This window comes from Micromonospora sp. WMMD710 (assembly GCF_029626045.1).
GTDB lineage: Bacteria > Actinomycetota > Actinomycetes > Mycobacteriales > Micromonosporaceae > Micromonospora.
Genome location: NZ_JARUBD010000001.1, coordinates 5,850,921 through 5,864,102, shown reverse-complemented (window position 1 = coordinate 5,864,102; position 13,182 = coordinate 5,850,921). Strand labels below are relative to the sequence as shown.

The following is a 13,182-nucleotide window of genomic DNA, read 5'->3' as shown; positions in this document are numbered from 1 at the left end:
TTACCCAGCGCTGTCAGGAGGCCGAGTGTCCACCGTCGTCATCAAGCGCCCGCCGCGCCGGCCGGCGCCCGAGATCCCCGCCGGTGAGCTGCCGGTCGAGGCGCCACCGGAGATCCCGGCGGTGACCGGGGGGCGGTGGCAGCAGATGCTCATGCTGCTGCCCATGCTGGGCGGCACGGTGGCGATGGCGATGATGTTCGGCCGGGGCGGCGGCGCCTACTCGTACGTGGTGGGCGGCATGTTCGGGCTGTCCTCGCTGGCGATGCTGGTGACCTCGTGGGGCAGCGCCTCGGGCACCCCGAAGAAGTCCGAGATGATGGCCGCCCGACGGGAGTACCTGCGGCACCTGGCAACGTTGCGCCGCCGGGTCCGGCAGACCGCCGGGCGGCAGCGGGCCGGGCTCTACTACCGGCACCCCGACCCCGGCCGCCTGTGGTCGACGGTGGACAGCCACCGGGTCTGGGAACGCCGTCCCGCCGACCCGGACTTCGCGGTGGTCCGCGTCGCCGTCGGGCCGCAGACCCTGGCCACCCCGCTCGTCCCGCCGGTCACCCGGCCCTTGGAGGAGCTGGAGCCGATGACGGCCGGCGCGCTGCGTCGCTTCCTGGACGCGTACTCCGTGGTGCCGGACCTGCCGGTGGCGCTGTCGCTGCGCAGCTTCGCCCGGGTGTACGTGCGGACCGCCGGCCGGACCGGCGGCGGACCGCCGAGCGCCGGCCCACCGACCGGCGACGCGGCGGCACAGGCGCTGGTCCGGGCGATGCTGACCCAACTGGCCGTCTTCCACGCGCCCGACGAGCTGCTCGTCGCGATCTGCGCCGGACCGGAACGGCGGGCCGGCTGGGAGTGGGTGAAGTGGCTGCCGCACGCCCACCATCCCGGCCGCACCGACGCGCTCGGCCCGGTCCGGCTGGTCACCAGCTCCGCCGTCGAGCTGGAGCGGCTGCTGGGCGACGTGCTGGCCAGCCGGTCCCGGTTCAGTCCGGCCGGCCCGGCCACCGACGGCCCGCACGTGGTGGTGGTCCTCGACGGCGGCGACCTGACCGGCGCCACCGACCTGACCGGCGACGGCGGCATCGACGCGGTCACCGTCCTGGACCTGGACACCCCGCCGCCGCGCCTGCTCGACCGGTACGCGCTGCTGCTGGAACTGCGCGGCCGGCGGCTGCACTCGTTGTCGATCGACGGGCACGCCGAGGTGGGTACGGCCGACCAGCTCGACCCGGCCGACGCCGAGGCGGTCGCCCGGCGGTTGGCGCCGCTGCGGCTGGCCGGCGCGGCACGCGGCCCGGACGCCCCGCTCCAGGCCGAGCTGGGCCTGCCCGAACTGCTCGGCCTCGGCGACCCGGAGAGCTTCACCGCCGAGCAGGGCTGGGTGCCCCGGTCGGCACGGGACCGGCTGCGGGTGCCGATCGGGGTGGGCGTGGACGGCGGCGCCATCGAGTTGGACCTCAAGGAGTCCGCCCAGGACGGGATGGGCCCGCACGGCCTGCTCATCGGGGCCACCGGCTCGGGCAAATCCGAACTGCTCCGTACGCTGGTGCTGGGGCTGGCCGCCACGCACAGCTCCGAGCAGCTCAACTTCGTGCTCGTCGACTTCAAGGGCGGCGCCACGTTCGCGTCGTTCGACCGTCTGCCGCACACCGCCGCGGTGATCACCAACCTGGCCGACGCGCTGCCCCTGGTCGACCGGATGGTCGACGCGATCAACGGGGAGCTGGTACGTCGGCAGGAGCTGCTGCGACGCGCCGGCAACTTCTCCAGCGTGCGGGACTACGAGCGGGCGCGTGCCGCCGGCAGCCCGCTGGCCCCGCTGCCGTCGCTGCTGCTGATCTGCGACGAGTTCTCCGAACTGCTCTCGGCGAAACCCGACTTCATCGACCTGTTCGTGCAGATCGGTCGGCTGGGCCGGTCGCTCGGTGTGCATCTGCTGCTCGCCAGTCAGCGCCTGGAGGAGGGTCGGCTCCGTGGGCTCGACACTCACCTGTCGTACCGGATCGGGTTGCGCACCTTTTCCGCGTTGGAGTCCCGCACGGTGCTCGGGGTGCCGGACGCGCACGAGCTGCCCCGCTCGCCGGGCCACGGCTACCTGCGCGCCGGCACCGACCCGCTGGCCCGATTCAAGGCCGCGTACGTGTCCGGCGCGGTGCGCCGCCGGGCCGTGCCGGCGGGCGCCACCGGTGGCGGCGGAGCCCGGCTGCTCACCTTCACCACCCACGTCGTGCCGGTGCCCGAGCCGGCCACACCCGCCCTGCCCATGGTGGCCGAGGACGAGAGCGGGCAGGAGACACTGCTCGACCTGCTGGCCGACCGGCTCGTCGGGCAGGGCCCACCCGCCCACCAGGTGTGGCTTCCGCCGCTCGGCGAGCCACCGGCCCTGGACGAGCTACTCGGGCCGGTCGAGGTGGACCCGACGCGCGGGCTCGTCGTGGGCAACCCGGAGCTGCACGGCGCGCTCGGGGTGCCGGTGGCCGTCGTGGACCGGCCGTTGGAGCAGCGCCGCGACCTGCTGTGGCTGGCGTTGGACGGCGCCGCCGGGCACATCGCGGTGGTCGGCGCGCCACAGAGCGGCAAGTCCACCGTGCTGCGCACGCTGATCTGCGCGCTTGCGCTCACCCACACCCCGACCGAGGTGCAGGTCTACTGTCTCGACTTCGGTGGTGGCGGGTTGGCCGCCGTCCGCGACCTGCCGCACGTGGGCGGGGTGAGCGGGCGGGCCGACCCGACCGCGGTACGACGCACCGTCGGCGAGATGACGACCCTGCTGGCCGACCGGGAACGCCGCTTCGCGGAGTTGGGCGTGGAGTCGATGGCCGCGTACCGGCAGCGCCGTGCGGCGGCGGGGACGGCTGGCCAGCCGGGCGCCGACCCGTTCGGCGACGTGTTCCTGGTTATCGACGGCTGGAGCACCGTCCGTGGCGAGTACGACGACTTGGAGCCGCTGGTCACCGACCTCGCCACCCGGGGCCTGTCGTACGGGGTGCACGTCGTCGCCACCGCGCTGCGCTGGCTGGACTTCCGTCCGGCGATCCGGGATCTGTTCGGCTCCCGGCTGGAGTTGCGTCTCGGCGACCCGGCCGACTCGCTGGTGGCCCGGCGGGCGGCCGCGAACGTGCCGGAGCGCCCCGGCCGGGGGGTGACCGCGGAGAGCCTGCACTTCCTCACCGCACTGCCCCGCCTCGCCGCTGGCGGGGACACCGCCGACCTGGTCAAGGGGGTAGCCGAGGGGTGGAATGGCCCGGCGGCACCCCGGGTGCGGCTGCTCCCGCCGGTGCTGTCGTACGCCGATCTGGATCTCACCGCGACGACCGGGCTGCGGCTGCCGATCGGCATCGCCGAGGCGGACCTGCGCCCGGTGGTGCTCGACTTCGCCACCGAGCCGCACTTCGTGGTCTTCGGCGACGCGGAGTGCGGCAAGTCGTCGTTCCTCCGCGCGCTGGCCACCTCGATCGTCACCCGGTTCACTCCGGAACAGGCCCGGGTGATCCTGGTCGACTACCGGCGCAGCCTGCTCGGCGCCATCGAGACGCCCCACCTGATCGGGTACGGCACCGCGGCGGCGCACACCGCCGACCTGGTCGAGTCGGCCGCCGGCTACCTGGAGCGGCGTGCCCCCGGCCCGGAGGTCACCCCGCAGCAGTTGCGCGACCGGTCCTGGTGGTCCGGACCGGAGCTGTTCGTTCTGGTCGACGACTACGACCTGGTGGCGGCCGGGCCGGCGAACCCGTTGCGGGGGCTGGAGGAGCATCTGCCGCACGCCCGGGACGTGGGGTTGCACCTGGTGCTGGCCCGCCGTTCGGGTGGTGCGGGCCGGGCCCAGTACGAGCCGATGATCCAGCGGCTGCGGGAGCTGTCCACCGCCGGTCTGGTGATGGCCGGCAGCCCGGACGAGGGCGCGCTGGTCGGGCCGGTCCGGCCCGGCCCGCTGCCGCCGGGCCGTGGTCGGTTGGTCACCCGTCGAGAGGGTGTACGCCTCGTGCAGCTCGCTCAACTGCCGCCACCGTGACCTGTTCCCCCCGGTTCTTCCCGTGACGGGTGGGGAAACCGGTAATCTCCGATCGTCATGGTTCCGTCGGGATGAATGGCTGGGGATGTGACTGGGGTTCGGCACAGCGGTCCGGCAGTGGCCCGGCAGGCGATTCTCGGCCTGGCGGCGGTGCTCGCCGTGGCGGCCCCGACCGCAGCCGCCGTCCCCGTCGCCGTGCCCACCACCGGTGGTCAGCTGGCCGGCGCGCCGTTGGCGGTGGCCCCCGGCGACAGCGTGAGCCGCACCGACCAGGTCCGCGACGAGCAGTGGCAGCTCGACGAGTTGCGGGCCGAGACGGCGTGGCGCAGTTCGACCGGCCGAGGCGTGACGGTGGCGGTGATCGACTCCGGAGTGGACGCGAACCATCCGGACCTCGTCGGGCAGGTGTTGCCCGGCAAGGACCTGGTGGGCGTCGCCGGTGGCGCCGGACCGGACCCGGTGGGGCACGGCACCACCGTCGCCGGCCTGATCGCCGGACGCAAGGACGACAAGCGGGGCGTCGTCGGCCTGGCACCGGATGCCCGGATCCTTCCGGTGCGGGTGCTCGACGAGCGGAACCGGTACGACGACGCCCTGATCGTCGCGCAGGGCGTGCGCTGGGCGGTCGACCACGGTGCCCGCGTGATCAACCTGTCGCTGGGCGGTAGCGGTGACAGCCCGGCGCTGGCCGCGGCCCTGGACTACGCGTTCGCCCGGGACGTGGTGGTGGTCGCCTGCACCGGCAACCTGGCCACCTCCATCGACCTGAAGGTCTGGTATCCGGCCCGGGAGCCGGGCGTGATCGCAGTGTCCGGCCTGGAACGCAACAGCGACAACCTGTGGTCCGGGTCGATCACCGGCCGGGCGACGGCGCTCGCCGCCCCCGCCAACGGTCTCGTTGGCGCGCGTCCTCCCAGCGGGTACTGGCGGGTGCAGGGCACCAGCTTCGCCGCGCCGCTGGTGGCCGCCACCGCCGCGCTGGTCCGGTCGCGTTACCCGCAGATGTCCGCGGGTGAGGTGGTCAACCGGCTGCTGGTCACCGCCCGGGACATCGGCCCGACCGGCCGTGACGACCGCTTCGGGTACGGGGTGGTGGACCCGGTCGCCGCGCTGACCGCGCAGGTGCCGCCGGTGACCGCCAACCCGTTGGACGACCAGACGTCGCCGGGTGTGGTCGGCTTCGGTCCGGCTCCCGGCTCCGCCGACGACAACCCGGTGGCCGGCGCGGGCACCGACCCGCTCGGGCTCACCGCCCCCCGCCACCAGACCCGCTGGACGGCCCGCCCGGCGGGCGCACCGGCCGATTCGGCACCCGAACAGTTGTGGGTCGGCGCGGTGCTCTTCGTCGCCCTGGTGACGGGTACGGCGCTGATGGTGCGCCGGTTCCGGCAACGGGTCCGCTGATCCCGGGCTCGCACCGGCAGGGCTGAGCGGGCCGCAAGTGGGGTAGAACGGTCGCCATGAGCACGTCCGGCCCGCACACCGTCGCCCCCGCCCGCCCGTCCTGGCAGCGCCGCCGCCTCGACCCGGATCACGCGCTGGGGTTGCGGCTGACCCTGGCGGTGACGGCGGCGTTCCTGGTGCTGGTGCCGTTCTCGCTACTCGCGTTGCTGGTGCTCGGGGCGTGGGCGCCGCTGCACCGGCTGGACATGTCGGTGACCGACGCGCTGCACGGCTACGCGCTCGACCACCCCGCCTGGGTCGTGCTGATGCGGGTCTGGACCGAGGTGTTCGCGCCCATGCCGTTGCGGGCCGCCGCCCTGCTCCTGGTGATCTGGCTGCTCCGCCGGGGAGCCCGCCGGCTGGCCGTCTGGACCGGCACGACCCTGGTGGTCGGTGGCCTGATGGGCCCGTTGCTCAAGCTGCTCGTCGGCCGGGACCGGCCGGAGCTGCTCGACCCGGTGGCCCGGGCCGCCGGCTACTCGTTCCCCTCCGGGCACGCGCTGAACGCGACCCTGGCGGCCGGGGTGCTGCTGCTGGTGCTCCTGCCGTACGCCGGGCGGGGGGTGTGGCGGGTCATGCTGTGGGTCGTCGCCGTGCTGCTCACCGTGGTGACCGGGTTGAGCAGGGTGGCACTGGGTGTGCACTTCACCAGCGACGTGGTCGGCGGCTGGCTGCTCGGCGCGGCGGTGGTCGCGGCGACCGCCGCCGCCTTCACCAGCTGGCGGGCGCACACCGGCCTCCGACCGGTCCGGCCGGCCCGGGAGGGCATCGCTCCCGAGGTCGATCGGCATCCGGACGAGACCTGAGGCGTGCCGACGACGCCGGACGGGTATTGGCCGGCTCATGTCCGACACCGTGGTCCAGATCGTCCGGCGGGTGCTGCTGCCGGTGTCCCTCCTGCTCGGCCTCATGGTGCTGCTGGGGGTGCTCGTCACCCGGGTGTTCGCCCGGACCTGGCCGTTCACCGTGGAGGACGCGGTGAACCGGGAGCTCGCCGGCGACCGCACCGCCGGCTGGAACGACGTCTCGCTGGTGTTCAGCACCCTGGCCAGCACCCAGATGATCGTCGTGGTCACCGTGCTGGTGGCGCTGGCGCTGCGACTCTGGCTGAAGCGCTGGCGGGAACCGCTGTTCCTGTGCGCGGCGGTGACCGCCCAGGCGCTGGTGTTCCTGCTGACCACGCTGGCGATCGACCGGCAGCGGCCCGCCGTGGAGCACATGGACGTCTCGCCACCCACGTCGAGTTTCCCGTCCGGGCACACCTCGGCGGCGGTGGCGCTCTACGTCGGTATCGCCGTGCTGATGGCACTGCGGGCGCGGAGCACCGGGGCGAAGGTCGCCTGGTGGACCCTGCTGCTGGTGGTGCCGCTGGGTGTGGCGCTGACCCGCATGTACCGGGGGATGCACCACCCGAGCGACGTGCTGGCGTCCTTCCTCAACGGCGGCACCTGCGTCGCGATCATGGCGCGCGCGGTGCTGGACCGGGGACTGCGGTGGGGACGGGCGCAGCTGCCAACCGGGCGGCCCGCGGTCTCGGCCCGGAGCTGACCCGGCGCGACGCTCAGGTGCACTCGCCGGTGCCGACGCCCCGGGTGCGCTCGGCGCCGGCCAGCGCCACCGGGCGGGCCTCCGCGGCGGTCACCGCGAAGCCGGTGTTGGGGTCGTCGGCAGCCGCCGCGAAGATGACGCCGAGCACCAGCCCGTTGGACGAGACCAGCGGGCCGCCGGAGTTGCCGCTGCGGACCAGAGCCCGGATCGTGTAGATCTCCCGGGTGACGTCACCGGAGGAGTAGATGTCCGGCCCGGTGATCCGGTCGACGTCGCGTACCCGCGCCGACTGCGCGTTGTACGGGCCGTCGAGGGGGAAGCCGAGCACGATCGCGTCGGCGCCGCTGCCCGCGTTGCCGGCCGCGAAGCGCAGCGACGGGCCGGGCATCCCCGGCACGTGCAGCACGGCCAGGTCGCGGTCCGGGTCGTACACCACCACCTGGCCGTCGTACCGCTTGCCGCCCAGCTCCACGGACACCGAACGGGTGCCGGCCACCACGTGCGCGTTGGTCATCACCCGGTCGTCGGCGTACACGAAACCGGAGCCCTCGATGCGACGCGAACAGCTCGGCGCGGAGCCCAGCACCTTGACCACCGACCGCTGGCCGTTGACCACGACCTGCGAGCCGGCCAACGCCGGATCCGGTGGCTCGACCTGCCGGGCCCGGGTGGGCGCGAGGTCACCGAAGACGTCCGGGAAGCCGTTGGTGTCGACGGTGTCCCGCAGCGCGGTGGAGAGCTGCTGTGCCTGGTCCGGGAGCACCCGGTCCACCACCGTGATGAGCGCGCTGTTGCGCACCGAGGCGGCCAGCCAGGGCAACGAGGACGACCCGAGCGGCACCGCGACGAGCCACGCGACCAGTAGCACCGCGAACAGCGAGACGAACGCCCCGCCGACGTCGTCGACCCGCTTACCCACCTCACTGGTGATCGTCTTACGCAGGTGTGAGCCGAGCCAGCCGGCCAACGCCTGACCGAGCACGGCCAGCCCGAAGACCGCCACCAGCGAGATCAGCACCCGGATGCCGCTGTCCACGAATTGTCGCGCCAGCAGCGGCCCCAGTTGGAGGCCCAGCAGAGCGCCCAGGAAGAAGCCGGAGAACGACAGGATTCCGATGACGGAGCCCTGGCGGTATCCGCTGATCGCGAACACGAGCATGAGCAGCAACAGGACGAGATCCACGGCGGACACGGCTCAAGCGTACGGGCAGGACGCCCGCGAGATGACCATCGCTTGCGGAAGGTGACCGCGCGATCAGCGCAGGGCCGTCTCGTCGATCTCGTCGGTGCCGGCCGAGGGTGCCGGGGTCGCCCCGGTCGGGGGCAGCTCCACCACCCGGCCGTGCGGCCACGGACGCGCCCAGCCGCCCATTTCCAGCAGGGTCGCCAGCACCCCGGCGGTGAAACCCCAGACGAGCATCCCGCGCGCCGAGAACGCCGGCCCGATCCACCCGCTCGGGTGGCGGACCCGCAGCCGGTTCGCCGGGTCGACCAGTTCGCGGACCGGCAGTCGCGCCACGTGCGCCACCTCGGCGGGCTCCCGGGGATGCACCGGGTGTGGGTCGTGCCACCAGGCCAGTACGGGAGTGACCACGAAGTCGCTGACCGGGATCCACAGTTTCGGCAGCTCGGCGAGCACGGTCACGCTGGACGGGTCGAGGCCGACCTCCTCGTTCGCCTCGCGCAGCGCGGTCGCGCGGACGTCGGCGTCCTCCGGGTCGGCGGCGCCACCGGGGAAGGCCGGCTGCCCGGCGTGGTTGCGCAGGGTGGCGGCGCGTTGCAGGACAAGCACGTCCGGGCCGATGCCGGGTTGTTCACCGAGCAGCACCAGCACGGCGCTCTCCCGGCCGCCCTCGGCCGGTGTGGTGAGCCGGGTGAAGTCCTCGGCGCGGGCGGTGCCCAGCCGGGTCAGCAGCGGCTCGATCCAGTCGGGTGGTTGGCGGGTCACGCCGACACCACCAGGCCCAGGTGCTGGCGGACGAGCTTGGCGAGCTGGGCGTCGTCGAGGGCCCCGGTGGCGTCGATGTGCCGGATCCGGCCCTGCGCGTCGACGAAGAGGGTCAGCGGGAAGGCGTTGCGCTTCAACTCCCGTTGCAGCGCGTCGCCCTGGTCGACCAGGATCGGGAACCGTACGCCGAAGTCCTCACCGATCGACTGGGCGCCGCCCCGGCTGTCGCGGGTGTTCACCCCGACCACCTGGAGGTGGCCGGCGGTCCGCTCGCTGAGCCGTTGGAAGGCGGGCAGTTCCTTGCGGCACGGCCCGCACCAGGACGCCCACACGTTGATCACGGCTGGCCCGGCCACGTCCCGCAGAGCGACGGGTGCACCGCCGGTGAAGCAGGCGAAGGTCAGCTCCGGCAGCACCTGCCCGCTGCCGGGTGCCGCCGTGGCGCTGACGGACGGGGCGGGGGACGCGGCCGTGGGTGGCGTGCCCAGTGCGGCGCAGTCCCGGAACGGCGACGGGCGTTCGGTGACCGCCTGCCTCGGTACGGGGTCGTCGGCCGTGCCCGCGGTGCAGCCACCGACGATCAGCGCCAGCGGCAGGACGAGCAGGGCGAGGCGGCGCTTCGCGGCACGTGCGGGCTGCCGGTTCACGGCACCTCCGCGGCGACCGCCTGGGCCGGCACCAGCTCCGGGTCGACCCCGGCGGCCACCGCGAGGTCACGTGCCCGGGGGCCCTTGAGCAGCTTGGCGGCGGCCGTCGGGTCGGTGGGGCCGGTGCCGTACGAGGGGCAGAGCTTCGCGAGCGTGCACGCGCCGCAGGCGGGCTTGCGGGCGTGGCAGACCCGCCGCCCGTGGAAGATGATCCGGTGCGACAGCATGGTCCAGTCGCGCTTGTCGTACAGCGCGCCGATCGCGTGCTCGATCTTGACCGGGTCGGTCTCGGTGGTCAGCCGCCACCGGTGGACCAGCCGCTGGAAGTGCGTGTCGACGGTGATGCCCGGGACGTCGAAGGCGTTGCCCAGGATCACGTTGGCGGTCTTGCGGCCGATCCCGGGGAGCGTCACCAGGTCGACGAGCCGCCCCGGGACCCTGCCGTCGTACCGGTCGAGGAGTGCCTGCCCGAGCTTGAGCAGCGAGTCGGTCTTGTTGCGGTAGAAGCCGGTGGGCCGGATCAGCTCCTCCATCTCGCCCCGGTCGGCCCCGGCGTACGCGGCCGCGGTCGGGTAGCGGGCGAAGAGCTTGGGGGTGACCTCGTTGACCTTCTTGTCCGTGCACTGGGCGGAGAGGATGGTGGCGACGGCCAGCTCCAGTGCGTTGGAGTGGTCCAGTTCACAGTGTGCGTCGGGGTGCGTCTCGGCCAGCACCCGGCCGATCTTGCGGGCACGACGTTTGCGCCCGAGGTCGGTCTCGCTGGCACCGGGTGGGCTACTGGTCACGACGGTCAGCCTACGTCGCGCCCCGGACGTTCCCCCGCGGGTCAACCGCCGGTCGGCGCAGTGATCTTGCCCTGCCCGGCGACGCGGGCGGGACGCGAGGGGGCGGGAGCGTACATCGCCCGCGACCCTACGGGGCCGTAAACGCGCCGACGAGGGCCGATCGGTCGAATGTTCAGCTGGTCAGCCGCTCCGACCACGGAACCACCGGCCGGTCACCGCCGGCGAGCACCGCCGCGTGCACCGCGCGGGCCAGCGGGGCACCCCAGGTCGAGCGCGGCCCCCCGTAGGTGGCCTCCGGCCCGTCCACCGGGCAGAGCACGGTGACCGAGTCGGTCGGGGTGCCGGTGCCCGGCAACCCCAGCTCCATGATCGCCTGGGTCTTCGCCTCGGTCGCGGTGGCCACCGCGTTGACCAGTGCCGAGTCGGCCAGCCGGGCCGGCACGTACACCACGATGTTGACCGTGCCGACCCGCTGCGCGAGCGCCGACGGAGCCGGCGCCGCGGCGGGCATCGGGATGCCGAGGCCGACCGTCGCCCAGGCCCGCACGCCGGTGTCGGTGCGGCCTACCACCTCGGTCACGTCCACGCCGGTCAGCAGACCCACCCCGGGCCCGTCGAGGGCCAGGTCCGCGGCGAGCGCGGCCAGGTGGGCGGCCGGGTCGTCCCGGTCGTACGACATCGGCACGGTCGCGTTCAGGACCCAGCGTCGGACGCCGATTCCGCCGCCGAGCGGGCCGCTGCTGACCGCCCGCAGGGGCGCGTCGGCGCGCCAGACGAGAAGCGGGACGTTCCGCCCGTCCTCGACCCGGCTGGTCAGAGTTGGCTCCCTCAGCACGTCGGGCAGGTTACGCCTACCGATCAAGATTCCAGGGCCGACCTCTGATTCGTGCTCACGTGCGCCTAGACTTGGCGGCGCGCGAGGGGATCAGCGGACGGCGGCCCCGGCCGACGGACGGCACGCGCAACCGGAGGTGCGCGATGGATGAGGTACTGGCCCGCAGCGGGATCTTCCAGGGTGTTGACCCGGAAGCTGCCGAGGCGCTCGCCAAGGAGATGGAGACGATCGAGGTCCGCAAGGGCGAGGTCGTCTTCAATGAGGGCGAGCCCGGTGACAGTCTCTATATCCTGCTGTCCGGGAAGATCAAGGTTGGTCGCCGCGCCGCGGACGGCCGACAGAACCTGATCGCGGTGATGGGCCCGTCGGACATGGTCGGTGAGCTGTCGCTCTTCGACCCGGGTCCGCGTACGGCGACCGCCACCGCGGTGACGGACACCCGGCTCGTACGACTGCGCAAGCAGGCGCTGCGGCCGTGGCTGAACAACCGCCCGGAGATCGCCGAGCAGCTGCTGCGGGTGCTGGCCCGGCGACTGCGTCGGACCAACGACTCGCTCGCCGACCTGATCTTCACGGACGTGCCGGGCCGGGTCGCGAAGAACCTGCTCCAGATGGCCGGCCGGTTCGGCACCCGCGACGGCGGCGTGCTGCGGGTGACCCACGACCTCACTCAGGAGGAGATCGCCCAGCTCGTCGGCGCCTCTCGGGAGACGGTCAACAAGGCGCTGGCCGACTTCGCCTCGCGCGGTTGGCTGCGTCTGGACGGCAAGAGCATCATCATCCTGGACCCGGAGCGCCTGGCCCGCCGCGCCCGCGTCTGAGCGGTACGTCCCGTCCCCGCCTCTCGTCACCGACGGGAGGCGGGGACGGTTTCGTCTGCCCGCCGCAGAATCGCTGGTTCGTGGCGGCCGCTCGTGAGCAGCGTCGTGCGCATCAAGGCCACGGGCCGTGCCGGGTGGGGTTATGGCCGGCGGCTGGGGTGGTGTCCTCCGCAGCCTGTAGAGCTGCCCCAGAAGTGGGGCGGGTCACGTGTGTGGCTGCTCCAGGAGAACTGGAGCCCGTGCTGTCCGTGCTGTCCGTGCTGTTCGTGCTGTCCGTGCTGTTCGTGCTGTCCGTGCTGCCCGTGCTGTCCGTGCTGTCCACTTCGAAGGGTCCGCCCCATATCCGGGGCAGCTCTACAGGCTACGGGGAGTGCACCCAGGGCCGGACAGTGGACGCGCCGAGGGCGGTGGGAAGCCAGGCGAGCCCCGCCCGGGCGCGGTCGGCCGTTGGCGCACTGGAAAAAGTCAGTCTTGACTGTTTGTTTCGTAGGCCGCAGGCTGTTCCCGTGTCCGCCGCATCGACGCGTGTCCCTCAGCAGGAGCGCAGCCGCGCCACCCAGGCCCGGCTGCTGGAGGCGACCGTCGACTGCCTGATCGAGCACGGCTGGTCCGGCACCACCACCACGGTCGTCGCCGCCCGGGCCGGAGTGTCGCGCGGCGCTCAGCTGCACCACTACCCGACGAAGGCCGCGCTCGTGACGGCCGCCGTGGCCCATTTGGCCGAACGGCGGGCCGACGAGCTGCGCACCGAGGCCGAGGCCCTGCCGGCCGGCCCGCAACGGCTGGACCGGGTGGTCGACCTGCTCGGTGCGGCGTTCACCGGGCCGCTGTTCGTGGCCGCACTCGAACTCTGGGTCGCCGCCCGCACGGATCGGGAGCTTCGGAACGCCCTCGTGCCGCTGGAGGCGACCGTCGGCCGGGAGATGCACCGCCTCACCGTTGCCCTGCTCGGCGTCGACGAGCGCCGACCCGGCGTCCGCGAGGCGGTGCAGGCCACCCTCGACCTGCTGCGCGGGCTCGGGGTGGCCAACCTGCTCAGCGACGACTCGGCCCGCCGCGCCGCCCTGCTCACCACCTGGAAACGGCAGCTCGCCACCCTGCTCACGCCCTGACCGCCGGCCGCACCGGCCCCCACCGACCGGAGGCACC

11 protein-coding genes are annotated in these 13,182 nt (G+C 73.5%); 6 read left to right on the top strand and 5 right to left on the bottom strand.

The window, feature by feature from the left end; all coding sequences use genetic code 11:
- The first annotated feature begins 25 nt into the window (after nucleotides 1-25).
- From eccCa to O7620_RS27145, 4 genes are all read left to right on the top strand, one after another.
- Nucleotides 26-4,006 (top strand): type VII secretion protein EccCa, encoded by a 3,981-nt coding sequence (gene eccCa / locus O7620_RS27160; protein WP_278125945.1) that lies wholly within the window; start codon nucleotides 26-28, stop codon nucleotides 4,004-4,006.
- Nucleotides 4,007-4,081: 75 nt separating this feature from the next.
- Nucleotides 4,082-5,410, top strand: coding sequence for a type VII secretion-associated serine protease mycosin (mycP, locus tag O7620_RS27155; protein ID WP_278125943.1), 1,329 nt, complete (start codon nucleotides 4,082-4,084; stop codon nucleotides 5,408-5,410).
- Nucleotides 5,411-5,466: 56 nt separating this feature from the next.
- Complete coding sequence (locus O7620_RS27150) at nucleotides 5,467-6,255, top strand: phosphatase PAP2 family protein (RefSeq protein ID WP_278125941.1); 789 nt, start codon at nucleotides 5,467-5,469, stop codon at nucleotides 6,253-6,255.
- 37 nt (nucleotides 6,256-6,292) lie between these two features.
- Nucleotides 6,293-6,997: a phosphatase PAP2 family protein gene (locus O7620_RS27145; protein WP_151488052.1), complete on the top strand. Its 705-nt coding sequence runs from the start codon at nucleotides 6,293-6,295 to the stop codon at nucleotides 6,995-6,997.
- Between the two features lie 13 nt (nucleotides 6,998-7,010).
- Here the strand turns inward: O7620_RS27145 and O7620_RS27140 are convergent, their stop codons facing one another.
- The 5 genes from O7620_RS27140 to O7620_RS27120 all read right to left on the bottom strand — a co-directional run bounded on the left by O7620_RS27140 (nucleotide 7,011) and on the right by O7620_RS27120 (nucleotide 11,212).
- Nucleotides 7,011-8,189, bottom strand: a complete 1,179-nt coding sequence (locus tag O7620_RS27140) for a MarP family serine protease (RefSeq protein WP_278125939.1) — start codon at nucleotides 8,187-8,189, stop codon at nucleotides 7,011-7,013.
- 63 nt (nucleotides 8,190-8,252) lie between these two features.
- Complete coding sequence (locus O7620_RS27135) at nucleotides 8,253-8,945, bottom strand: CoA pyrophosphatase (RefSeq protein WP_278125938.1); 693 nt, start codon at nucleotides 8,943-8,945, stop codon at nucleotides 8,253-8,255.
- Nucleotides 8,942-9,592, bottom strand: coding sequence for a TlpA disulfide reductase family protein (locus O7620_RS27130; RefSeq protein WP_278125937.1), 651 nt, complete (start codon nucleotides 9,590-9,592; stop codon nucleotides 8,942-8,944). The genes O7620_RS27135 and O7620_RS27130 overlap by 4 nt, the downstream gene beginning before the upstream one ends.
- Nucleotides 9,589-10,377: an endonuclease III gene (gene nth, locus O7620_RS27125; protein WP_347403782.1), complete on the bottom strand. Its 789-nt coding sequence runs from the start codon at nucleotides 10,375-10,377 to the stop codon at nucleotides 9,589-9,591. The genes O7620_RS27130 and nth overlap by 4 nt, the downstream gene beginning before the upstream one ends.
- Nucleotides 10,378-10,549: 172 nt before the next feature.
- On the bottom strand, nucleotides 10,550-11,212 hold the full coding sequence (locus O7620_RS27120; protein WP_278125936.1) for an adenosylcobinamide amidohydrolase: 663 nt from the start codon (nucleotides 11,210-11,212) through the stop codon (nucleotides 10,550-10,552).
- A 143-nt stretch (nucleotides 11,213-11,355) separates the two neighbouring features.
- Here O7620_RS27120 and O7620_RS27115 point away from each other — a divergent pair, with 143 nt between their 5' ends.
- A complete protein-coding gene (locus O7620_RS27115; protein ID WP_007073398.1) occupies nucleotides 11,356-12,033 on the top strand; it encodes a Crp/Fnr family transcriptional regulator in 678 nt (225 codons plus the stop codon).
- 506 nt (nucleotides 12,034-12,539) lie between these two features.
- Nucleotides 12,540-13,145, top strand: a complete 606-nt coding sequence (locus tag O7620_RS27110) for a TetR/AcrR family transcriptional regulator (protein WP_278125932.1) — start codon at nucleotides 12,540-12,542, stop codon at nucleotides 13,143-13,145.
- Nucleotides 13,146-13,182: the final 37 nt, after the last annotated feature.